The sequence below is a fragment of the Citrobacter gillenii genome (assembly GCF_013337685.1).
Taxonomy (GTDB): Bacteria; Pseudomonadota; Gammaproteobacteria; order Enterobacterales; family Enterobacteriaceae; genus Citrobacter; species Citrobacter gillenii.
Window position 1 is genome coordinate 369,398 of the sequence record NZ_SUQN01000003.1, and the last position, 23,947, is coordinate 393,344.

General features: G+C 54.5%; 19 protein-coding genes. 6 read left to right on the forward strand and 13 right to left on the reverse strand.

Translation table 11 applies throughout. The features are described from left to right. Positions 1–35: 35 nt before the first annotated feature. The 3 genes from FCH32_RS09045 to mgtL form a co-directional block, all read right to left on the reverse strand. The gene (locus FCH32_RS09045; protein ID WP_096758508.1) at positions 36–1,013 is read right to left on the reverse strand and encodes a TRAP transporter substrate-binding protein; all 978 of its coding nucleotides are present in this window, start codon (positions 1,011–1,013) and stop codon (positions 36–38) included. 378 nt (positions 1,014–1,391) lie between these two features. After that, the gene (gene mgtA, locus FCH32_RS09050) at positions 1,392–4,100 is read right to left on the reverse strand and encodes a magnesium-translocating P-type ATPase (protein ID WP_096759475.1); all 2,709 of its coding nucleotides are present in this window, start codon (positions 4,098–4,100) and stop codon (positions 1,392–1,394) included. Positions 4,101–4,243: 143 nt separating this feature from the next. Beyond that, a complete protein-coding gene (gene mgtL, locus FCH32_RS23435) occupies positions 4,244–4,516 on the reverse strand; it encodes a mgtA regulatory leader peptide MgtL (RefSeq protein ID WP_370317568.1) in 273 nt (90 codons plus the stop codon). On the opposite strand from mgtL, the gene treR reads away from it, so the two are divergent. From treR to nrdG, 5 genes are all read left to right on the forward strand, one after another. Next, positions 4,488–5,435 carry a trehalose operon repressor TreR gene (gene treR, locus FCH32_RS09055; RefSeq protein WP_174360775.1) on the forward strand — a complete coding sequence of 316 codons (948 nt, stop codon included), beginning with the start codon at positions 4,488–4,490 and terminating at the stop codon, positions 5,433–5,435. The two genes, mgtL and treR, sit on opposite strands and share 29 nt — an antisense overlap. 157 nt (positions 5,436–5,592) lie before the next feature. Next, positions 5,593–7,011, forward strand: coding sequence for a PTS trehalose transporter subunit IIBC (treB, locus tag FCH32_RS09060; RefSeq protein ID WP_161959012.1), 1,419 nt, complete (start codon positions 5,593–5,595; stop codon positions 7,009–7,011). 49 nt (positions 7,012–7,060) lie between these two features. Beyond that, entirely contained in the window at positions 7,061–8,713 is a 1,653-nt protein-coding gene (gene treC / locus FCH32_RS09065; RefSeq protein ID WP_174360776.1) for an alpha,alpha-phosphotrehalase, read from the forward strand. A 418-nt stretch (positions 8,714–9,131) separates the two neighbouring features. After that, the gene (gene nrdD / locus FCH32_RS09070) at positions 9,132–11,270 is read left to right on the forward strand and encodes an anaerobic ribonucleoside-triphosphate reductase (RefSeq protein WP_174360777.1); all 2,139 of its coding nucleotides are present in this window, start codon (positions 9,132–9,134) and stop codon (positions 11,268–11,270) included. Positions 11,271–11,391: 121 nt separating this feature from the next. Then, the gene (nrdG, locus tag FCH32_RS09075) at positions 11,392–11,856 is read left to right on the forward strand and encodes an anaerobic ribonucleoside-triphosphate reductase-activating protein (RefSeq protein WP_096759476.1); all 465 of its coding nucleotides are present in this window, start codon (positions 11,392–11,394) and stop codon (positions 11,854–11,856) included. Between the two features lie 22 nt (positions 11,857–11,878). Here nrdG and FCH32_RS09080 read toward each other — a convergent pair whose 3' ends face one another. From FCH32_RS09080 to tssB, 10 genes are all read right to left on the reverse strand, one after another. After that, complete coding sequence (locus FCH32_RS09080) at positions 11,879–12,400, reverse strand: toxin-antitoxin system YwqK family antitoxin (protein ID WP_174360778.1); 522 nt, start codon at positions 12,398–12,400, stop codon at positions 11,879–11,881. After that, entirely contained in the window at positions 12,400–14,361 is a 1,962-nt protein-coding gene (locus tag FCH32_RS09085; protein ID WP_174360779.1) for a type VI secretion system Vgr family protein, read from the reverse strand. The genes FCH32_RS09080 and FCH32_RS09085 overlap by 1 nt, the downstream gene beginning before the upstream one ends. A 111-nt stretch (positions 14,362–14,472) precedes the next feature. Then, positions 14,473–15,015 (reverse strand): hypothetical protein, encoded by a 543-nt coding sequence (locus FCH32_RS09090; protein WP_174360780.1) that lies wholly within the window; start codon positions 15,013–15,015, stop codon positions 14,473–14,475. A 34-nt stretch (positions 15,016–15,049) separates the two neighbouring features. Next, positions 15,050–17,560 carry a type VI secretion system ATPase TssH gene (tssH, locus tag FCH32_RS09095; protein WP_174360781.1) on the reverse strand — a complete coding sequence of 837 codons (2,511 nt, stop codon included), beginning with the start codon at positions 17,558–17,560 and terminating at the stop codon, positions 15,050–15,052. Further along, on the reverse strand, positions 17,551–18,498 hold the full coding sequence (gene tssG / locus FCH32_RS09100; RefSeq protein WP_174360782.1) for a type VI secretion system baseplate subunit TssG: 948 nt from the start codon (positions 18,496–18,498) through the stop codon (positions 17,551–17,553). The genes tssH and tssG overlap by 10 nt, the downstream gene beginning before the upstream one ends. Further along, positions 18,462–20,183, reverse strand: a complete 1,722-nt coding sequence (tssF, locus tag FCH32_RS09105; RefSeq protein ID WP_174360783.1) for a type VI secretion system baseplate subunit TssF — start codon at positions 20,181–20,183, stop codon at positions 18,462–18,464. Before tssF ends, tssG begins: the two co-directional genes overlap by 37 nt. A 19-nt stretch (positions 20,184–20,202) precedes the next feature. Then, a complete protein-coding gene (gene tssE / locus FCH32_RS09110; protein ID WP_217438965.1) occupies positions 20,203–20,580 on the reverse strand; it encodes a type VI secretion system baseplate subunit TssE in 378 nt (125 codons plus the stop codon). 9 nt (positions 20,581–20,589) lie between these two features. Continuing rightward, positions 20,590–21,072, reverse strand: coding sequence for an Hcp family type VI secretion system effector (locus FCH32_RS09115; RefSeq protein ID WP_047406626.1), 483 nt, complete (start codon positions 21,070–21,072; stop codon positions 20,590–20,592). 18 nt (positions 21,073–21,090) lie between these two features. Then, entirely contained in the window at positions 21,091–22,572 is a 1,482-nt protein-coding gene (gene tssC / locus FCH32_RS09120) for a type VI secretion system contractile sheath large subunit (protein WP_174360785.1), read from the reverse strand. A gap of 18 nt (positions 22,573–22,590) precedes the next feature. Beyond that, positions 22,591–23,103, reverse strand: a complete 513-nt coding sequence (tssB, locus tag FCH32_RS09125) for a type VI secretion system contractile sheath small subunit (protein WP_174360786.1) — start codon at positions 23,101–23,103, stop codon at positions 22,591–22,593. 376 nt (positions 23,104–23,479) lie between these two features. Between tssB and FCH32_RS09130 the strand changes: the two genes are divergently transcribed. After that, the gene (locus tag FCH32_RS09130) at positions 23,480–23,938 is read left to right on the forward strand and encodes a T6SS protein Cts2N (RefSeq protein ID WP_174360787.1); all 459 of its coding nucleotides are present in this window, start codon (positions 23,480–23,482) and stop codon (positions 23,936–23,938) included. Positions 23,939–23,947 lie beyond the last annotated feature (9 nt).

The following is a 23,947-nucleotide window of genomic DNA, read 5'->3' on the forward strand; positions in this document are numbered from 1 at the left end:
CTCAGGCAGATGGTGGATGCCATCCGCCTGATGAACTACTTCACATCCTGAATACGTTTGATCAAATCTTGGTGATCTTTACCGTAATTATCCCTTACCGACTGCGTGGCTTTATAGAAAACATCAGTATCAATATCATGGAACTGAACACCATTGGCTTTCATAGTTTCCAGTGATTTCGCATTATAGGCTTCCCACAATTTACGCTGTTCTACCTGCGCTTCTTTCGCGAGCTTAATAATGAGATCCTGATCTTCTTTTTTCAATTTATCCCATTTCGTTTTCGAGAACAGGAATAGCTCAGGAATAATAAAATGTTTGCTCCAGGTGTAGTTTTTAACCACCGGTAAATAGTTGTGCGCCACAAACGTTGGTGGGTTATTTTCCGTGCCATCAATTACGCCGGTCTGCATGCCGCTAAACACTTCGCTGACCCCCATCACAATGGAGTTCGCGCCCATCGCTTTTAAGGTATCCAGCGCGATTGGGCTGGCCTGCACGCGGATTTTCATCCCGTGTAAATCTTCTGGCTTGATAACCGGATTTTTAGTGATCAGGTTGCGCGTACCTGCATCCATCCAACCAAGGAATACCAGTCGTGATTTACTGTTTGCGGTCAGACGGTCGCCAATCTCCTGGCCAATCATCCCGTCCAGCACCTTATGCATATGGTCTTCATCGCGGAAAATATACGGCAGGGTAAAGACGTTAATTTCAGGGAGTATGGCGGCAACTGGGGTCATTGAGACGCGAATAATATCGATGGCGCCTAATTGCGCCTGCTCAATCATCTGTTTCTCATCGCCTAATACGCCACCGGGAAAGGTTTTAATCTCCAGACGCCCGTCGGTCGCTGCACTGAGTTTTTCCCCCATGTGCTTCACGGCAACAACGTTCGGGTAATCAGCCGGATGCACATCGGCGGCACGGAAGGTTTGGGCTAACGTGGTATGACTGGCCAGCAAGACTGACGCGCCAATACACAGGCTTAACAGGTTTTTTGTCAGTTTCATTTGTCCTTCTCCAGAAGTTCATAATTTCCATTAATAGAAATGGTATGCAGAGCAAATGACTGCCGGAATTAAAAATGGGCAGCGAGAAACTTTTTTAACGACGTTACCTGCGCAGACTAGCTGGTGTAACAATTTATTTCGATGACTGCCTTCACAAAAAAACGTCAATGATAATAATTTTTAGCACACTGTTTCATTTTTGCAACGGAGATCGTTTTATTGAGAAAAAACAAAAGGCGAGAACGGGATATGTTAATACTTTACCCCGTTAGTATTTCAATAAAATTAAAACACAAATATTGCGAGGGAATATCTTCGAATGAAAAAGAAAAATGCCGAATGGCTGTACCCGCACCATTCGGCAGAGAAACGAAACGGTTATTGCCAGCCGTAACGGCGGCTATAAAAACCTTTCACTAATTGGGTCAACGTCATGTAACCCGCCAGAATCGCAATCAGCCACGGGAAGTAGCTCAGCGGCAATGCCTGCAATTGCAGGTAGCTCGCCAGCGGGGAGAATGGCAGCGCAATCCCCACCACCATCACCACCAGCGTCATCAGCATCAGCGGCCATGCGGCGCGGCTCTGGATAAACGGTACGCGGCGGGTACGGATCATATGCACAATCAGCGTTTGTGACAGCAGACCCACCACAAACCAGCCCGACTGGAATAACGTCTGATGCTCTGGCGTATTGGCATGGAAGACAAACCACATCAGGCAAAAGGTCAGAATGTCGAAGATCGAGCTAATCGGTCCAAAGAACAGCATAAAGCGCCCCAGTTCGGCGGGATTCCAGCGCTGTGGTTTTTTGATCTGCTCTTCATCGACGTTATCAAACGGAATTGCCACCTGGGATACATCGTACAGCAGGTTCTGGATCAGTAAGTGCAACGGCAGCATTGGCAGGAACGGCAGAAATGCGCTCGCCACCAGCACGCTAAAGACGTTACCAAAGTTGGAGCTGGCCGTCATTTTGATGTACTTCAGCATGTTCGAGAAGGTTCGACGCCCTTCGATCACCCCTTCTTCCAGCACCATCAGGCTCTTTTCCAGCAGGATGATATCCGCCGCTTCACGGGCAATATCAACCGCACCATCGACGGAGATACCAATGTCCGCCGCGCGCAGCGCCGGGGCATCGTTGATGCCATCGCCCATAAAGCCGACCACGTGGCCTTCGCGTTTGAGCAGGGTCACTATGCGTTCTTTGTGCATTGGCGTCAGGCGGGCAAACAGCGTGGTGCGCTGGGCAAGCCGGGCCAGCTCGTCGTCGCTCAACCCTTCAATGTGGCTACCAATCACCACCTCACCCGCGTCCAGACCGACTTCATGACACACTTTTGCCGCCACCAGTTCGCTGTCGCCGGTGAGGATTTTTACCGTAATGCCGCTGGCCTTCAGCGCCTTCAGCGCCGGGGCGGTGGTCTCTTTCGGTGGATCGAGGAATGCGATGTACCCTTCGAGGATCAGATCGGACTCATCAATACGCTGGTAGTCCCCTTCACGCGCGGGCAGGTATTTGGTTGCCACTGCCACCACGCGTAGCCCCTGACGGTTCAGCGTGTCGGTCACGCGCTTCACCCGACGCAGCATGTTGTCGTCCAGCGGAACAATTTCACCGTTGTGGCGCACCTGGGTACAGACGTTGAGGATCTCCTGCAGCGCGCCTTTGCACACTAACTGGTGAACATCGCCCACTTCTGCCACCACCACCGACATGCGGCGGCGTTCGAAATCAAACGGGATCTCATCGATTTTCTGCCAGCGGGTCGAGAGTTGACGCGCCGATTCTTCATCCACACCGTCCAGCACCGCCGTATCCAGCAGGTTCTTCAGCCCGGTCTGATAATGGCTGTTCAGCCACGCAGAATGCAGAACGTGCTCGCTGGGTTTACCGGAGATATCGGTATGATTCTCCAGCACAATTTTATCCTGGGTCAGCGTACCGGTTTTATCGGTACACAGAATATCCATCGCACCAAAGTTCTGGATGGCGTCGAGGTGCTTAACGATAACTTTTTGTTTTGACAGCTTCACCGCCCCGCGCGCCAGCGTTGAGGTGACGATCATCGGCAGCATTTCTGGCGTTAAGCCTACTGCCACGGACAGGGCAAACAGCGCCGCTTCCCACCAGTCGCCTTTGGTGTAACCGTTGATAATCAGCACAATCGGCGCCATCACCAGCATAAAGCGGATCAGCAGCATGCTGACGCGGCTGATCCCTTTCTGGAATGCATTCTGCTCGCTATCCTGCTCGGTCACGCGACCCGCCAGCTGTCCAAACCAGGTGTTCGCCCCGGTAGAAATGACGATCGCCTGCGCCGTACCGCTCACCACGTTGGTGCCCATAAAGCACAGGGTATCGCACTCCAGCGGGTTGCTTTGCTGCGGGTCACGGCTGGTCGCCACCTTCTCGACCGGCAGTGACTCACCGGTCAGCGAGGCCTGCGCGACAAACAGATCGCGCGCCTGAACGATGCGTAAATCCGCCGGGATCATATCCCCCGCCGCCAGCTTGATAATGTCACCGGGCACGAGCTGATCGATAGGCAGCTCAACCCAACCGTTTTCGCCGGTCTCATTAATCACCCGCAGGACCGTGGCGGTGTTGCTGACCATCGCTTTTAGCGCATCCGCCGCTTTGGTGGAGCGCGCCTCCTGCACAAAGTTCAGCAGCGTCGAGATAATCACCATCAGGGCAATCACGCCTGCGGCAAACAGATCCTCGGTGGCATAGGAAATCCCGCCCAGAATGGTGAGCAGAATATTAAACGGGTTGCGGTAACAGACCCACAGATGTACCCACCACGGCGACGGTTTCTGCGCCGGCAGCTGGTTTTCGCCATGCTGCTCACGGGCGCTTTCCACTTCCGCGGCGTTCAAGCCTTCAGGGTGGGTATTAAAGGTTTTCCACAGCGTCTCTTCGTTCATCAGCGCCATCTTCAGGCAATGTTCACTCAGAGAAGGCGGAATAGGCGTGCTGGCAACGGTCTGGGCGTTCGGCAGCGGATCACGATGCACCAGACGATGCGGTAAATGGCGGTTCAGCCGGGCAAACAGCTGGCGGGTGATATTTTTAAACATAGGCAGTCCCTCTGCGCCGGTATCAACAGGCGCAGTAAATCCTTCAGGCGTGGCAAAGCCTTGCCTGATGGCAATCATAAAATCACAACAGGGACGTCAGAACGTCACTGTCTTACGTTTCCGGTAAGACAGTGAATGCAGGCTTACCGGAAAGGGGTTTTTCTCCGTTTCGGGAGAGGGGTGGGATCGGGATCCATACAGCCTCCGGTAAGTGAATGATTTGCCCCGCGCATTATAGGGATAAATCTATAAGGTTCGTGGCAATTATGGCGGTATGATAAAGCACAGAAACTAAACCAAACGTATACCAGACTTTGCCCATTGCGCTGAGCATGAGTAAAGTTATTCTCTTTTGGCATAACTTCACACGCGACACGGGAATACAGGATGCAAAATCGGCTGACCATTAAAGACATCGCCCGCTTAAGCGGTGTGGGAAAATCAACCGTTTCCCGCGTCCTCAACAATGAAAGCGGCGTCAGTGAGCGCACCCGTGAACGCGTTGAAGCGGTGATGAATCAGCACGGTTTTTCCCCTTCCCGCTCTGCCCGTGCCATGCGTGGGCAAAGTGACAAAGTGGTGGCGATTATCGTCACGCGACTGGATTCGCTTTCCGAGAATCTGGCCGTGCAGACCATGCTGCCCGCCTTCTATGAGCAGGGCTACGACCCGATTATGATGGAAAGCCAGTTCTCGCCCGACCTAGTGGAAGAACACCTGGGTATGCTCCGACGCCGCAACATTGACGGCGTGGTGCTGTTCGGTTTTACCGGTATTACCGAAGCGATGATCGCCTCCTGGCAGGACTCCCTGGTGCTGCTGGCAAGGGATGCTAACGGTTTTGCCTCGGTTTGTTATGACGATGAAGGCGCAATCCATACCCTGATGCAGCGTTTATACGATCGCCAACACCGCCATATTAGTTTTCTTGGCGTTCCCCACAGCGACGTCACCACCGGTCAACGGCGTCATGCCGCCTACCTGGCCTTCTGTAAAAAACGTCAACTGCATCCTGTTGCGGCCCTGCCGGGTCTCGCCATGAAGCAGGGCTACGAACACGCTGCCGATGTCATTACCCCAGAGACCACCGCCTTAGTGTGCGCCACGGATACTCTGGCTCTTGGGGTCAGCAAATATTTGCAGGAGCAGCGCATTGAACATCTGCAGCTGGCGAGCGTGGGCAGCACACCGCTGATGAAATTCCTCCATCCGGAGATCGTCACCGTCGATCCCGGTTACGCCGAAGCCGGTCGACAGGCGGCGTTGCAGTTGATCGAGCAGATCAACGGCCGCAGCGAACCCCGACAGATCGTCATTCCCGCCACCCTTTCCTGATCGCTTTCTGAGCGCTAATTTGTGATCTTCGCTGTGTTTCGGGAACGTTCCCATTTTTAAATATCCAGCGAAGATATACTCTGGCGCCAACAACAAGAACGTTGCCGGATGGCGACGCTAACGCCTCTTATCCGGCCTACGGGGAAGACACTTCATCATGAGCAAAGTAAAACAAGCAGACATCGACCGGCTGGTAGAGCTGGTTGGCGGGCGCGACAATATCGCCACGGTGAGTCATTGCATCACGCGCCTGCGTTTTGTGCTGAATCAGCCCGCGAATGCCAGACCGAAAGAGATCGAGCAGCTGCCGATGGTCAAAGGCTGCTTCACCAACGCCGGGCAGTTTCAGGTAGTGATTGGCACCGAGGTGGGCGACTACTACAAAGCGCTGCTGGCCACCACCGGACAGGCCAGTGCCGACAAAGAGCAGGCGAAAAAAGCCGCGCGACAGAACATGAAATGGCACGAGCAGTTGATCTCGCACTTCGCGGAGATCTTCTTCCCCCTGCTGCCCGCGCTGATCAGCGGCGGCCTGATCTTAGGTTTTCGCAATGTGATCGGCGATCTGCCGATGAGCAACGGTCAGACGCTGGCGCAGATGTACCCGTCGCTGAAAACCCTCTATGACTTCCTGTGGTTGATCGGGGAAGCGATCTTTTTCTATCTGCCGGTCGGCATCTGCTGGTCAGCGGTGAAGAAAATGGGTGGCACGCCGATCCTCGGCATCGTGCTAGGCGTCACGCTGGTTTCACCGCAGCTGATGAACGCCTATTTGCTGGGCCAGCAGGTGCCGGAAGTGTGGAACTTCGGCCTGTTTACGATCGAAAAAGTCGGCTACCAGGCGCAGGTTATTCCTGCTCTGTTGGCAGGTCTGGCGCTGGGATTGATTGAAACGCGCCTGAAACGCCTCGTCCCGGATTACCTGTATCTGGTGATCGTCCCGGTGTGCTCGCTGATCCTCGCGGTGTTCCTCGCCCACGCGTTTATTGGTCCGTTTGGTCGCTGGATTGGCGATGGCGTCGCCTTTGCCGTGCGTCATCTGATGACCGGCAGCTTTGCCCCGATTGGCGCAGCGCTGTTTGGCTTCCTGTACGCCCCGCTGGTGATCACCGGCGTGCATCAAACTACGCTGGCCATTGATATGCAGATGATCCAAAGCATGGGTGGCACGCCGGTGTGGCCGCTGATTGCACTGTCAAATATCGCCCAGGGCTCGGCGGTAATAGGGATTATCATCGCCAGCCGCAAGCAAAACGAACGTGAAATCTCGGTACCTGCCGCTATCTCCGCCTGGCTCGGCGTGACCGAACCGGCAATGTACGGGATCAACCTGAAATACCGCTTCCCGATGCTGTGCGCAATGATCGGTTCCGGCCTCGCCGGTCTGCTGTGCGGCCTGAACGGCGTGATGGCGAACGGGATTGGCGTCGGCGGTATACCTGGCATCCTCTCCATCCAGCCGACTTACTGGCAGGTATTTGGCCTGGCGATGGTCATCGCGATTGTTATCCCGATGGTACTGACCTCGTTCGTCTACCAGCGTAAATACCGTCAGGGCACGTTACAAATTGTCTGACTCTTTTTTGGGGTGCCATTGCACCCCTCCGCATTTGCAGGAAACCACAATGACTATTCCACACTGGTGGCAACACGGCGTTATCTATCAGATTTACCCCAAGAGTTTTCAGGACACCACCGGCAGCGGCACCGGCGATTTGCGCGGCGTTACGCAGCGTCTCGACTATCTGCAAACGCTGGGCGTTGATGCGATATGGTTGACGCCGTTCTACATTTCGCCACAGGTTGATAACGGCTACGACGTTGCAGATTATATCTCCGTTGACCCGGCCTACGGCACGCTGGATGACTTCGACGAACTGGTGGCGCAGGCGAAAGCGCGCGGCATACGCATTATTCTTGATATGGTGTTTAACCATACATCGACGCAGCACGCCTGGTTTCGTGAAGCGCTGGATAAAGACAGTCCGTATCGTCAGTTCTATATCTGGCGTGACGGTACGCCAGAGGCCTGCCCGAACAACTGGCGCTCCAAATTTGGCGGCAACGCCTGGGACTGGCACGCCGCAAGCGAACAGTATTATCTACACCTCTTTGCCCCGGAACAGGCCGACCTGAACTGGGAAAATCCGGCGGTTCGCGCCGAGCTGAAAAAAGTGTGTGAGTTCTGGGCCGATCGCGGCGTAGACGGACTGCGCCTCGACGTGGTGAATCTGATCTCCAAGGATCAGGACTTCCCGAGCGATCCTGACGGTGATGGCCGCCGTTTTTACACCGATGGTCCGCGCGTGCATGAATTCTTACGCGAGATGAACCGCGATGTCTTCACCCCACGCAGCCTGATGACAGTGGGTGAAATGTCCTCCACCACACTCGAACATTGCCAGCAATACGCCGCACTGGACGGCAGCGAATTGTCGATGACCTTTAACTTCCACCACCTGAAAGTCGATTACCCGAATGGTGAAAAGTGGTCGTTAGCCAAACCGGATTACGTGGCGCTGAAAACCCTGTTCCGCCACTGGCAGCAGGGGATGCACAACGTCGCGTGGAACGCGCTGTTCTGGTGTAATCACGATCAGCCGCGCATCGTTTCACGTTTTGGCGATGAAGGACAATATCGCGTGCCGGCCGCCAAAATGCTGGCGATGGTGCTGCACGGGATGCAGGGCACGCCTTATATCTATCAGGGCGAAGAAATTGGCATGACCAACCCACATTTTCGCCAGATTACCGATTATCGCGACGTCGAAAGCCATAACATGTTTGCCGAGCTGAATGCTAGCGGGCGTGATGCCGACGAGCTGTTGGCGATCCTCGCCAGTAAATCCCGCGATAACAGCCGCACGCCGATGCAGTGGGACGGAAGCAAGCACGCGGGCTTTACCCAGGGGGAGCCGTGGATCAACCTGTGCGACAACGCGGCGGAGATCAACGTTGCTGCAGCGCTAAGGGATTCCGATTCGGTGTTTTACACCTATCAGAAGCTGATTGCCTTACGCAAAACAGAACCGATTCTCACCTGGGGCGATTATCAGGATCTGTTGCCGGACAGTCCGCATGTCTGGTGCTATCAGCGCGAATGGCAGGGACAACGGCTGCTGGTCGTTGCTAATCTGAGCAACGCCTTCCAGCCCTGGCAACCGGCGCACACTCGCGACAACTGGCAGGTGTTGATGCACAACTATGACGAGGTCGCCCGCCAGCCCGGCGCGATGACGCTACGTCCTTTTGAAGCTATCTGGTGGCTGCAAAAATAGCTTGCAATTGGCATCAAGCCCGGCGCGTATAGCGCTGCCGGGCTTCACGGCATACGCTCAACTTACCCGTCTGTTTTTGCTGAATAATTAATCAGAATTTTCTACGGGCAATTTACAATCGCTGTACTGCCCGTCATCTGTACGCTCTGGTTTTTACTTTGAGCTACATCAATAAAATCGCAAACATCCTTGATGCAAATCACTACATATAGAACTTAAAATGCACGCCGACCCAATATGTTGTATTAATCGACTACAATTGCTACAACGCCATTTCCCTCGGTAGCGGTGGAAATGTGGATAAATGGGGTCTGAATTACGGGAAGTCATTGACCAGAGAGATGAATAAACCAGTGAGTGCTTCCCACCCTCTGTGGATAACCTGTTCTTATAATGTTCTTATAAATATGGAGTGATCATGACACCGCATGTGATGAAGCGTGATGGCTGTAAAGTGCCGTTTAAATCAGAGCGCATCAAAGAAGCCATTCTGCGTGCAGCTAAAGCAGCGGGAGTCGATGACGCAGATTACTGTGCCACCGTCGCAGAAGTCGTTAGCAGCCAGATGAATGAGCGCAACCAGGTCGATATCAACGAGATCCAGACAGCGGTGGAAAACCAGCTGATGTCTGGCCCGTACAAACAACTCGCCCGTGCGTACATCGAATATCGCCACGACCGTGATATCCAGCGTGAAAAACGTGGTCGCCTGAACCAGGAAATTCGGGGTCTGGTTGAGCAAACCAACTCCGCGCTGCTGAACGAAAACGCCAACAAAGACAGTAAAGTGATCCCAACCCAGCGCGACCTGCTGGCCGGTATCGTCGCCAAACACTATGCGCGCCAGCACCTGTTGCCGCGTGATGTAGTTCAGGCACACGAGCGCGGTGATATTCACTACCACGATCTCGATTACTCGCCGTTCTTCCCGATGTTTAACTGTATGCTTATCGACCTGAAAGGCATGCTGACGCAGGGCTTTAAGATGGGTAACGCGGAGATTGAGCCGCCAAAATCCATCTCCACGGCGACCGCGGTCACCGCACAGATTATCGCCCAGGTTGCCAGCCACATTTACGGCGGCACCACCATTAACCGTATCGATGAAGTTCTCGCGCCGTTCGTCACCGAGAGCTTTAACAAGCACCGTAAAACCGCAGAAGAGTGGCAGATCCCGGATGCCGACGGCTATGCGCATTCCCGTACCGAGAAAGAGTGCTACGACGCATTCCAGTCCCTCGAGTATGAAGTGAACACGCTGCATACCGCCAACGGCCAGACTCCATTCGTTACCTTTGGCTTTGGCCTGGGAACCAGCTGGGAATCACGATTGATTCAGCAGTCTATTCTGCGCAACCGCATTGCCGGTTTGGGTAAAAATCGTAAAACCGCCGTGTTCCCAAAACTGGTGTTCGCGATTCGTGACGGTCTGAACCACAAGTTTGGCGATCCGAACTACGACATCAAACAGCTGGCACTGGAATGCGCAAGCAAGCGTATGTATCCGGACATCCTGAACTACGATCAGGTCGTAAAAGTGACCGGTTCGTTCAAAACCCCGATGGGCTGTCGCAGTTTCCTCGGCGTATGGGAAAACGAGAACGGCGAACAGGTTCACGACGGGCGTAACAACCTTGGCGTGATTAGCCTCAACCTGCCGCGTATTGCGCTGGAAGCACACGGTGATGAAGCCACTTTCTGGAAACTGCTCGACGATCGCCTGGTGCTGGCGCGTAAAGCGCTGATGACCCGCATCGCGCGTCTGGAAGGCGTAAAAGCGCGCGTGGCGCCAATCCTGTATATGGAAGGTGCCTGCGGCGTGCGTCTGAAAGCCGACGATGATGTGTCTGAAATCTTTAAAAACGGCCGGGCGTCGATCTCTCTGGGCTACATCGGTATTCACGAGACCATCAACGCGCTGTTTGGCGAAAAGCATATGTACGACAGCGAGCAGCTTCGCGCCAAAGGCATCGCCATTGTTGAACGCCTGCGTCAGGCCGTCGATAAATGGAAAGACGAAACCGGCTATGGCTTCAGCCTGTACAGCACGCCAAGTGAAAACCTGTGCGACCGCTTCTGCCGTCTGGATACCGCCGAGTTTGGCGTAGTGCCGGGCGTGACCGACAAGGGCTACTACACCAACAGCTTCCACCTCGACGTGGAGAAAAAGGTTAACCCGTACGACAAAATCGATTTCGAAGCACCGTATCCGCCGCTGGCGAACGGCGGCTTCATTTGCTACGGCGAGTACCCGAACATTCAGCACAACCTGAAAGCGCTGGAAGACGTCTGGGATTACAGCTATCAGCACGTGCCGTATTACGGAACCAACACGCCGATCGATGAGTGCTACGAGTGCGGCTTTACCGGTGAATTCGAATGCACCAGCAAAGGCTTCACCTGCCCGAAATGCGGTAACCACGACGCTGCGCGCGTGTCGGTCACCCGTCGCGTCTGCGGTTATTTAGGCAGCCCGGACGCACGTCCGTTTAACGCCGGTAAGCAGGAAGAAGTGAAGCGCCGCGTGAAGCACTTAGGTAACGGGCAGCTCGGTTAATTTCCGTTTGCAAAGACCGTAGTCCTGATAAGGCGCAATCGCGTCGCCATCAGGCATCACAATGTTGCCGGATGGCGGTGCAAGCACCTTATCCGGCCTACATTCTTTCTGGACATCCTCTATGCGATATCATCAATACTACCCCGTCGACATCGTCAACGGCCCCGGTACGCGCTGCACCCTGTTTGTGTCTGGATGCGTGCATGAATGCCCAGGCTGCTATAACAAAAGCACCTGGCGTCTGAACTCCGGCGAGCCGTTTACCAAAGAGATGGAAGATAAGATCATTGCCGATCTCAACGATACGCGGATCCCTCGCCAGGGGATCTCACTGTCCGGCGGCGATCCGCTACATCCGCAAAACGTGCCGGATATCCTGAAACTGGTGCAACGCATTCACGCTGAGTGTCCGGGGAAAGACATCTGGGTATGGACCGGCTACAAGCTTGATGAACTCAACGCCGCGCAAATGCAGGTGGTGGATCTCATCAACGTGCTGGTCGATGGCAAATTTGTGCAGGATCTGAAAGACCCGGCGCTGATCTGGCGCGGCAGCAGCAACCAGGTGGTACATCATTTGCGTTAACACGCGCTCTGGAGAAGCTTTTTCACAGCTTCTCCGTCCATTTGCTCATTCGCGACTGCGCTTTACCCGTGGCATCGATGGCGCGCCCATCCGGTAGCCAGCGTTCCGCTTCTCCCTTGATCATTCCCTTTTCATAAGATACCCGTTGGGCAAGCGAGCCGTCAGGGTAATACTGTTCGCTGAAAGAGTGACGCAACCCTTGCTGCCACTGTTCACACAGTTGCAGTTGCCCGGATGGGTAAAAGCTGCGGCATTCGCCGTGCAGTTGACCGTTAAGCCACTGCTCTTCACGTATCAGCACGCCGTCCTCCGAGAAGTAGCGGGCCGCGCCGTCCGGCCTGCCGTCGCCATATTCCTGCTGCATGGCAAGCTGGCCGTTAGGGTGCCAGCGCTCCATCATCCCGTTCAGCGCACCCTGCTGGTAACGCAGAACCGCCAGCAGCCGCCCGTTTTCTTCAATCCGCGTTTCGCCGTTTAGCTGATCGTTTGCGAAATTTGCCCGTAGCAGGGTGCCATCCTGTTGATACTCCAGCGTATCGCCCATCAGTTAATTTTCACCATCCCGCCTTTAATCACCAGCATCCCGCCGCCATCCACGGTCTGAGTGGCGCTGGCTTTGCTGGTGAGCGTGGCTTTCGCTTCGTGGCTGATGGTGGCGGCTTTTTGCGTCAGTGAGGCTTTGGCTTCACTGGCGATGTTGGTGGCATCCAGCTTCATACTTGTCGCCGCGCTGGCGTTAAGGCCCGCCCCGCTCTTGATATCCAACGTTTTGCCGCTCTCCAGGGTTAGCGTACCGCTGACCTTAATCGTCAGGTTGCCGTCGACGTTCAGCGTGTAGTTGCCCTTTACCTTATGCGTCTCGTTGCCGTCGATGGCGTGTTCCTGATCGCCTTTCACCGTCACGCTGCGTTTATCTTTCACCTCCAGCGTGTCGCTGCCCTTTTCGATTTTCACCGAACGATTGCCCTTTTTCAGGGTGACGGTTTCGTTGCCCTCTTCAACGGTGCACGTACGATCGTTTTTGACGCTGTGAATGTCGTCATGGCTGATAGTCGTTTTGCTGTCGTTCAGCACGGTGAGCTGGAAGTCTTTCTGCGCCTGCATCGCCAGCAGTTCGGCGTCTTTTTTATCGTCGAAGCGCAGTTCGTTAAAACCTTTTTCGCTGTGGGTTTTTATCCCGGATTGGGTCTGATTCGCTGGCAGCGCATACGGCAACGCATTCGCGCCGTTGTACACACAGCCGGTAATGAGCGGTTTATCCGGGTCGCCGTCGATAAAGCTCACCACCACTTCCTGACCAATGCGCGGGATAAACTGCGCGCCAAAGCCGTTGCCGCTCCAGGCGGTGGCGACCCGCAGCCAGCAGGAGCTGGTTTCGTCGTTTTTACCCTCTCTGTCCCACGGGAACTGCACCTTCACCCGACCAAGCTTATCGGTCCAGATCTCTTCTCCCGACTTGCCAACCACCGTCGCCGTCTGGGTATGCATAAACGGTACTGGCGTGCTGCTCTGCGGGCGGTATAGCGTGGCTTTTGGAATAGCGGTAAAGCGGTTGCGGTAGTGTTCGCCGTCGTACTCGTGGCTGACGGCGGTGATGAGCCAGTCGATGTTGAGCGCCTTGTCGTCGTGATCGGTTAAGGTGAACCAATGTCCGGCCATCAGCGCCGCGCAGTCGCTTTCACCGACCAGCTGTTTCGCCTGCGCCTTCAGGGCGTTAACCTTCCACGCCGCCAGCGCGTCGCCTTCGGCTTTAACGCTAAACCTGCCCGGATGCTGATACTGCATGCCGCCCTTCTTCTCCCCGGCCTGCGCAAACAGCGTAGCTTTCGGCTGTTCATAGTTATAGTCGCTGCTCTGGAAGCCCTGCGCGGTGGCCTGCAAACGCAGCTGCGCCGAACGAATCGCCCCGGTTTCCCGTGCGCCGCTTGCTTCGGCCTGATACTTGACCTTTTTATCGCCAGTAATCGGCGGGAAGGCGCTGTTATCATCCGCCAGCACCAGCGTGTGCTTGCCTGCTGCGTGTGTGAAGAACCAGAAGATCCCCTCCTGCTCCAGCAGCCGCGAGACAAAATTAAAGTCGCTCTCGTTATATTGCAGGCAGTATTCGCGTTTTGTCGGTTTGGTTTTGAGCTGGAATTTGTAGTCGGTAAAACCGCCGTCTTTAAACACCTGCTCGACGATCTCCTGCGCGCTGAGGTTCTGAAACACGCGGTTATTGCTGGAGAGCGTCAGCCACCACAGCCACGGGCGCAGCACAAACTGGTAGCGATCGGCATTGCTGGTCGCCGGAAGCTGGTGCGCCTCGGCAATCAGCCCGTCGTAGTCGGCATTGTTGATAGTGGCAGTCAGATGGGTTGCCAGGGCGCTGTCTAAGGTTAGCGGCGCGGAGGTGGTGGCGGCGATGGTGGAGGTGGTCAGGGCGTTAAGTTGCGATTCGGTTTGCGCAGCTATAGCATTGAGAACTATTCGATCTGAAACAGTGAAATTGATGCTGATATCAGTCATAGAGGATCCTTTTTTATTCGTAGCAGTACTTATTGCCGAGTAGCAATAGCTGTAAATAATTAAGTGTATTTTTTGATTTGATATACTCAGCTTAATCTACAAATGCAGGTGTTATTTTGGAAAGAACCAGTCCCACCTCTTACCTGTCCATCCCCAATATGCGTGACAACCAGCTCTTTCTAACCATATCTGACAATTCCTGCAAGGGGGGACGGGTACACCTTCTTTATTAATACTTATGAACACTAGGTCATTAATTTTTTCATCATAGGAAAGTGCAATTGTAAGTGCGCAAGCCTCAGCGCAATTATAAAAAGTACGATCAAATTTAGGGGTTTCCCCTACTAACGAGGAGCCAACTACCGAATGAAAGCGATCTATCCTTCTATCTTTTTGATATTTATCTGCTGAAAAACACGATGGATCTTTCATTCCGCCAGCAGTTCCACTATACCCAACATAAAATTCTTCACTAGTAATAGAATAGGCATAGCAAAGCATAGCTAACGGCCTGTATCCTGGATCTGGCACATCTTTTCGTGGCGTCGTTGATATAATTTTATCATTTTCCCTTCTATCCTTTGCCCTACTAATTATTTTTTTATATAAATCATCCCAAAATGACATATTTTCTCCGAATGATGTTCGATTCATTTAATTAACGTTTAATAAAGAGGGAGTGAAAAATTCACATGTACCCCCCCATCACTTCCCCAACCACCAGGTTCTCAACATCTCTGGCCCCAGCTCCCTTACATTTCTCCATTACCCTTTCCACCAACCCATCTTCCATATTCAACTTCTCCCCCGTCGCCACGAAATACCGTTGTGATAATTTCTCTAATTTAGCCCGCACAATTCCCTTCAATATTTCTTCATCCAACGCCCGATAGGCCACCGTGGTCATCCTTGCCAAAAAAGCTGGGCGGAAATGAGTTAATAATTCCTCGCGCAGCGCCTCGTTAAAGCGTTCGCTATTTAATTCAGCCGCAGGCGTGTCGAGAATTAATTCCGCGCCGACGTTGCTGGTCGCCAGCATCACCGTGTTTTTGAAATCGACAATCAGCCCGGTGCCATCTTCCATTAACCCTTTATCGAAGACGTTATAAAACGTCTCCAGCACGTCCGGGTGCGCCTTTTCGATTTCGTCGAGCAGCACTACCGAATAGGGGCGACGGCGCACGGCTTCGGTTAACGCTCCGCCGCTGCCGTAGCCGACGTAGCCCGGCGGCGCGCCTTTGAGCTGGCTGACGGTATGCGCCTCCTGGTATTCGGAAAGATTGATCGTAATCAGGTTGCGTTCACCGCCGTACAGGGCGTCGGCCAGCGCGTACGCTGTTTCGGTTTTGCCCACGCCGGTTGGCCCCACCAGCAGGAACACGCCGACCGGTTTTTGCGGGTCGGTCAGACCGCTGCGATAGGCGCGCAGCCGCTGGGCGATGGTCTCCAGCGCGGCCTGTTGCCCCATCACCCGCTCGCTCATCCGTGCGACCAGCGTGCGCAGAGCGTGGGCTTCGTCAGTGAGCATCTGCCCGAGCGGAATGCCGGTCCAGCCGCCGATCACCGCCGCCACAGTGGCAGGATCCACGCAGTCCGGCACCAGTGGTACCTCATCGCGCAATTGCGCGGCGGCGGTTTCCAGCTTGCCAATCAGCGCTGCGCACTCCACCAGCTCCTGTTCCAGCTCGTCGTCATCGTCCAGTTGTGCGCTGAGATCCAGCATCCGCTGACGGGTCGCCAGTAGTTCGCCGACCCGCTGACGCTCATCCTGCCAGCGACCTTCTACTTCCCGCGCCTGCAGACGCAATTTCTCTGCCATCACTTCCAGTTCACACAGTCGGTCGTGATGATCGACGCCCACCAGCAGCTCGCGGTTGAGGCGTTCACTCTCTTCTTCGATGGCCGCCTGCTGCTGACGGATCTCCTCAAGCTGTGGCGGCACATCATGCTGCGCCAGCGCCACTCTTGCGCAGGCAGTGTCGAGCACGCTGATGGCTTTATCCGGCAGTTGGCGCCCGGAGATGTAGCGCTGCGACAGACGCACCGCCTCGCGGATCGCGGTATCGAGAATTTGCACGCCGTGGTGCGCTTCCAGCTTATCGGCCACCGCCCGCAGCATTACCACCGCGCGGTTCTCATCCGGCTCTTCAATCTGGATGCGCTGAAAACGCCGGTCCAGCGCCGGATCTTTCTCGAAGTATTTTTTGTACTCCTGCCAGGTGGTGGCGGCGATGGTACGCAGTTCCCCACGTGCCAGCGCCGGTTTCAGCAGGTTGGCGGCATCACTGCCGCCCTCGGCGCCGCCTGCGCCAATTAGCGTATGGGCTTCGTCGATAAATAAAACGATCGGCTGCGGGGATTTCTTAACAGCATCAATGACACCTTTAAGCCGCTGTTCAAATTCCCCTTTCACCCCTGCGCCAGCCTGTAATAACCCCAGATCCAGCGACAACAGCGCGACATCGCGCAGCGGCGGCGGCACGCTGCCTTCGGCAATACGTCGCGCCAGCCCCTCAGCGACGGCGGTTTTCCCCACGCCTGGCGCACCGACCAGAATCGGGTTGTTTTGTCTGCGGCGCAGCAGGATGTCGATACACTGGCGGATCTCCGCGTCGCGCCCGATGATCGGATCGATCAGCCCTTCCCGCGCATCACGGGTCAAATCGTGGGTGTATTGATCCAGCACGCCGCCTTCACGCTCCGGGTTTTCTCCCGTATGCGTGTCGCTTAATTCTTCAACGGAGCCACGACACCAGCTCTGCCACTGGCTTTCCATCACCCCCGCCGGAAGCTGCAACAGCAGCGGCATTCCCTGCGCCAGCTGGGCGCGCAGACGTTCTCGGGTGAGTAAGGCCTGCAGCAACAGCGCTGAACGGACCTTCAACAGGCGCTGGAAAGCCGCCAACAAAACCGCCCCTTCCAGCAATTCCACCAGTTGCACGGAAAACACCGGCATCCGCGTGCAGCCGGATTTAAACTGCGCCTGGGCGCTGTGGATCTCTTCGCGCAGCGTGTCGACGGAAATCGCCGCGCCGCTCAGGCAATAAGCGAGATCACAGTGTTCATCATCGAGTAATGCCAACAGCAGATGCTCCGGCTCAACAAACCAGTGTCCCTGCGCCCGGCTGCGTTCGGCGGCCTGCTCCAGCGCACGAAAGCAAACCGGATTCAGTCGTTGTACCAGCGCTTTTAAGTCCATGCGTTGTTCTCCTCAAGTTGCTGTTGGCAATGAAACGCGGCGGGTTTACGCCCTGCCAGTTGAGCGGTATAGCCCAAGCGCGGCGGGGTATCCCGGCTCAGGCAGTGATCAAGATTTAGCGTCCCACGCATCATCAGTTGCAGCGTTATCCCTGGACCAAACCACAGTTGCCCCAGTTGGCTGAGCTGAATAAAGGCTTGCCCATCGGATAAAAACGCCCGCCACTGGGCGGCGCTTTCAGCATGCAGATGCACCCGCAGCGCCGCATGCTGATTCCAAATCCGTCGCCCGGCAACGCTGTTGCGCCCCAGCCGACATCCCGTCCGGCTTACGGATGCCTGCGGCAAAGGCTGCCAGCGGCCGATAAACTCTTCGACATGCACGGTGACGTTCAGTGCGGCCTCCACCAGCGCCACAAATCCAGCCGTAGAACGCCTGCGATTCGTCAGGCTGCCGCATTGCATCAGCAGGCTCTGCACCTGTGCAGACTCATGCTTTTCCATGGCATCAAGCCTGAAACCACACAGCGTCCGCATCACCGACAGCCCCGGCGCATTCTCGCGGCGCGCATAGGGCGTAGCCAGCCGATACAGGCTCAGGCTGCGGTAGTGATGCTGAATAAAACGCTGTTGAAACATAAAGATAAAATCCTGCGGTGCGCTGTTTTTATCCTGTGTCGCCTGCTGCAGCCATTCCAGCCAGCCGTAGGGCAGTACGCCATCCGCGCCTCCCGGTCCGAGGCTACGAATCTGGAGAACGCCTTCACTCAGCGCACCGATTTCTGCAGGCGCAAACGCCAGCCCCAGCTCGCCCCACAGCTCTGGCGTTTCGCCGCTTGCCTGTAAAATCCGGAGGCATTGCTCCAGCGAAAAACGCCACGGCTCGCCCTTAAGTTGCGCCATTACGCTATCAGCGCAGTCTGTTCGACGTCTGTCCATAGCGACAGCTCCTCCCCCTCATCCAGCAATACCGTATGAACAAAGCAGTTGGCGGTAGCGTTACGCGCCAGAAAACGGGCGACGATCCCCGCAAATAACAGCCGACTGTTGCCCGTAAATGCCAGTGGGTCGAGGGTTAACGTTACCCGGATGCCGTTATGCCAGCCGCGCCAGGCATCGCCTCCGCGGTGCTCACTAACCCGCCGGCAATGCATCTCGCGGATACCATTTATCTGTTGCCAGACAGCGGGTGATGCAGAGAAAGGGGCATACAGCGCCAGTAGCTCTTTCAGCGAGTCCAGTGCCCTCTCACCTTCGGTCAATGAAAGGTGATTGAGCGCCAGAGAAGAAAGCAGTTTCCAGCGAGCATCTCGCTGTAAGGCAGGCGCGGAAGGTGTGGTCGGCGTTCCCAATAAATGCACCTGCGCAACCGGACCAGGCACTTCAAAGGTCAACGGCGTTCCCGCACAAAGCTGTGCGGCCTTCTCACCGTTGCCGCACCAGAGCGTCGCCGTCAGGCTCGCCTCGTCAACCGGGGCAAACGGATCGAAACAGCTGTCCACCAGGGTTAACCACAACGCACTGCTCTGCTGGGGGTTGCGCCGCGCATGCCAGAACCAGCGGGACTCGCTATGCCCGTGGGCCGAGTAATATGCAGGCACGCGCCAGGCCTCCTCACGGCGACTCATCCACATCGTCTGTACACGGTAGATCTGTACATGTTGATCATGGTGATCGGCCACCAGCCGGTACTCGCTGCGCGTATGCTCAGCAATCAGCGGCTCAGAGGTTCGGGTGAAAAGGTTAACTATTGGCACACAGCCCAGACGAATATCACCCAACTGAATATGCTGCGCCCCCGGCGGCGCGCGATCGAAAGGAATGCACAAGGTCATGCCATCGCCATCCTTCGTCGTTGGCAGCGGCAAATCAAAATACATTAGCGCCTGCGGGCTGTTCATCCAGGCACTGAGCGCCAGCACGCTGGACTCTACGCCCGGTTCGCAGGGCAAGATCTTTTCGGCATTCAGCAAACCAATGGGATGTGGGCGCAGCGGCCCAATGACATGGGCGTACAGCAAATCAAACAACGTGGCGTTGATTTGCGGCGAACCGCTGAGATGAATGCGCAACGGTGTTATCGCCAACGTCGAAAACTGATATGGCGGCAGACAACGTAGCTGAATACGCAACGCGCCACGCGCCTGCACCAACCCGCTCAACTGCTGGGCCTGCGCGGCATCACACCAGGCGACATCCTCAATCACCAGGGGCCATAGCGTTTGCGCCAGCGCCGTACGCCACCAGATTGTTTCTCCGCTTTCCGTTAGCGCATAAAGCGGCGTTCCGGCAGGAAGCGTATAGCCATGACTCAGCTCGCCCGCCAGCGGATCTGGGGTAAAACAGGCGGTAGCGCAGGAGGGAAAAGGTCGTATTGCATGGGGAGAAAGCTGCTCCAGTAGCGATTCGCACAGTTCACCAAAGCCGTCGTCAAGGCGCTGATGCAGTCTGGCGCTTTGCAGAGCGAAGCCTTCTAAAAGCCGTTCAACGTGGGGATCCGGGCAATCAAATTCGCTCAGCCGCAGACGAGAGGCTACGTGCGGGTGCCGATGGGCGAACTCCCCGCTGGCTTTTCGCAACCATCGCAATTCCTGCAGATAATTTTCCAGCAATCGATCGTCCATTGATCTCCTCCTGCGATGGTCATCGCCAGTTGCCGTGCAAATACATGAGATCCAGCTCCAGCAGCTCGTCATCGTTCCACAACATCGCCTCAAGACGCAGCGCCAGCGTCTGATGATGCGCATCTTTCACGCTGACAGTGAGTGCTTGAATCCGCGGCTCGTTGCGTAAAATGGCTGCGCGAAGCCGGCGACAATACCAGCTAAGCACTCGTTCATCGCCCGCGTTCAGCCCATGCCATTCCGGGACACCCCAGGCAAGCAGCAGCGGTAACGCGTCATCATCCGCAGGAGCACGGGAGTTGAACAGTCTTCTCAACTCCCGGCACACCGATTCGCGCGGCGTAACGTCCTCATCCATCAGTCTGTCGAGCAGCGCGACGGGCAGTGACATGGGCATCACCTCAGGTTACGGTTTTTTGTTCATCGCCATATCCCAGACGGAAGAAACGTTGCCCTCTTTCTGGCCTCCCAGTTTCTGAGCGGTGATTTCCCATTTAATCTTGGTGAAATTCAGCGACATTGTTTCCACCGGCTTACCACCGGAACCGCCGCTGACGCTCAGATGCGAGATAATCACGTTATCCAGGGTATAGACGATAAATGGCAGCATTTTTCCGTCATCATTACGGCACAACGTCAGCACGGCTTCTTTAACCATCTTCCCGCTGCAGCAGTACTCGTTAAGCTTCGGCGTGGAAAGGTCGACAAACTTGGTCAGCGACATTTCCCCAACGTGCGCTCGTCCAGAGGTGCGTTCCGTGTTACTGACGTCGTTGGTGACCTGCATCGCCACGTTGTGGCTGAAGGACATGATCTCTATCTGGTCTTTGAATCCTTCAGCCTGACTTTCACCTTTGATATCGTCGAGCTTTAAAAAAATCGCATCCATGGTTTATCTCCTTATTAATCAGGCTGCAGCCGGCGGCGGCAGTTCAGCGACCAGGCGAATAGAGGTGGTCAACTCTTCTAACTGGAAATGCGGTCGCAGGAACACGACGGCACGATAGGCTCCCGGTTTGCCTGGCACTTCACTCACGTCCACCCGCGCTTCGCGCAGCGGATAACGCGCTTTGATCTCCTGCGGGGCGCTGTCGGTCAGCAGCACATAATCAGCAATCCAGTTGTTGAGGTAGCTTTCGACATCATCACGGCTCATAAAGCTGCCAATTTTGTCGCGCATAATGACCTTCAGGTAATGCGCAAAGCGGGAGGCGGCAAGGACGTATGGCAGCATTGCCGAGATCCGCGCGTTGGCGTTGGCTTCCGGGGTGTTATAAATTTTGGCCTGATTAGTGGTTTGTCCGCCAAAGAACGCGGCAGTATTGGTGTTCTTTTTATGGCACAGGGCGATAAACCCAAGATCGTTCAGCTCTTTTTCGCGCCGATCGGTGATGGCAATCTCCGTCGGGCAACGTAAACTGATATCACCGGATGGCGTGGAGAAAGTATGCGCCGGGAGATCTTCCACTAGTCCGCCACCTTCCGCGCCACGAATCGCGGCGCACCAGCCATATAAGGCAAACGCCTCGGTAATGCGATTGGCCAGCACCCATGCGGCATTCCCCCACAGGTATTTGCTGGCATCCAGGCCATTGACGTCCTCGATAAAGTTCACCCCGTCTACCGGCACCGTCTCCGGTCCGTAAGGCAGACGCTGTAATACGTGCGGCAGCGCCAGCGAGACATAGCGCGAGTCGTCGCTGTCGCGGAATGCTCGCCATTTGATCATTTCGGTGCTTTCGAAGATCTTCGCCAGATCGCGTGGCACGCTCAGCTCAGCGAACGATCCCATATCAAACAAGCGCGGACTGGCAGCCGCAATAAACGGCGCATGAGCGGCCGCCGCAACCTGAGATATTTTCTCCAGCAGCGCCACGTCCTGCGGATGACGGCCAAACTCAAAATCCCCCACCAGCACACTGTAAGGGTTACCGCCAAAGGTGCCATATTCATCTTCGTACAACTTTTTGAACAGCGTGCTCTGGTCAAACTCAACCGCTTTTTCCAGATCGTCCTGCAGCTCTTTGCGCGAGACGTTCAGCAGCCGTAATTTCAGTCGCGTACTGGTTTCAGTATTCATTACAAACTGATGCAACCCGCGCCAGGATGCTTCCAGTTTTTGCATATCAGGATGGTGTAACACTTCATTCAACTGGCCGCTGATAAGTTGATCGATCTGCGCAATACGGTGGTTGATCATTGCCACCGTGTCACCTTCTATCGCCATCCCTTCGTCGAGGATTTGCGTTGCCAGCTCTTCCAGCATGTCACGCGCATAGGTCTGTTGCAGCTCATCACGCGCCATCCGGCCTTCCTGAATAATACGATCCAATACGCTCAGCGTGACCGTCTGTGCACCGCTTTCCGCTTGTTCCTGAACATTCTCCATTGCTCTTCTCCTTCTCAGTTACGCATCTTCAGTCGGTTTTTCTTCAGCAGAAGGTCTTAATGCCTGAAGCTCGGTGTTATCGTTTACCACCTGCTGTAACAGAGCATCCAGTGAGTCGTTACCATCCAATTTGGTCAGGAGATCGCGCAAGCGTTGGCGGGCAAGGAAAAGACGCTGGAGGGGTTTAACCTGATTGATAATATTGAGCGGCGAAAAGTCGTCGAACTCGTTAAAGCGCAGCTCAACGTTCAATTTGCTGCCATCATTAGCCAGACGATTTTCTACCTGAACCGCCAGACGAGGTGAGATGGAGGAAAGCACATCATCGAAATTATCACGATCGATTTCGACGAATCGACGCTCACGTAATTTAGCGGGTGGGGATGCGGGATGTCCGGATAAATCAGCCAGAATACCCACGACTAACGGAAGTTCTTTCTTCTCAATCGCGCCCCCCGTTTCTACGTCATAGGTTATTTGAACGCGCGGTGGTCTAATGCGGTTGAGTTTATGCTGAATGCTCTCGGCCATATTCAATCCTTTTTATTGCAATAGTATCCCTGGTACGATATTTGCCGCACCATTATTTATTCTAAGAACAATATTCACGAATAATCACATGCAATATAAAAAACACAACGCAAAATAAATATCAACTTAATTCTTTATTTTTACACAAAAATACAACATTTGATTAAAATCAATAAACCAAAAAATAACACATAAAAATCAACAAGTTAAATATAGAATTAGTTTTTATAAATACTTTTCACTGAAGTCATTCATTTAATGAATATTTTATATGTTAACGAATTTATTACACCAGATGAACCCAATAATGATTTAAGTCAAAAAACAAAACGTCACCATTAATTACCTTCTTAATAACGATATAAAGGGATTTTATATGACAAACGGCCTACGCCATTCAGCCAACATAATATTATTCGGTGTTTTAATTTTATTGAGTAGCAGCTGTTCATTGTGGCAAAACCGCGTAGCATTTAATGACGTGGTCATTGAAACGGTTCCAGATGCCAATGATAACACGCCAGTTGCAGTAGATATTGTCGCCGTTGCCGATAGCGCACTGCTGCCAACTGTACAAACGCTTAGTGCAGCACAATGGTTTAACGCCAAATCACAGCTCCTGCGCGATAGCCCTGACGGGCTGCACATCTGGTCCCTGGAGCTGGTGCCAGGCTCGCGCTTTGTGACAAAAAATTCTCCCCTGCACGGCGTTAAAGCAGAAACAACCCTGGTGTTTTCCCACTATATCAGTGCAGGGGAACACCGCTTAAGGCTGGATAAAGCAGATTCGCTGCATCTGTTGCTGATGACCGATGAGGCAATCCTCGCCCCCTGAACAAGGAAG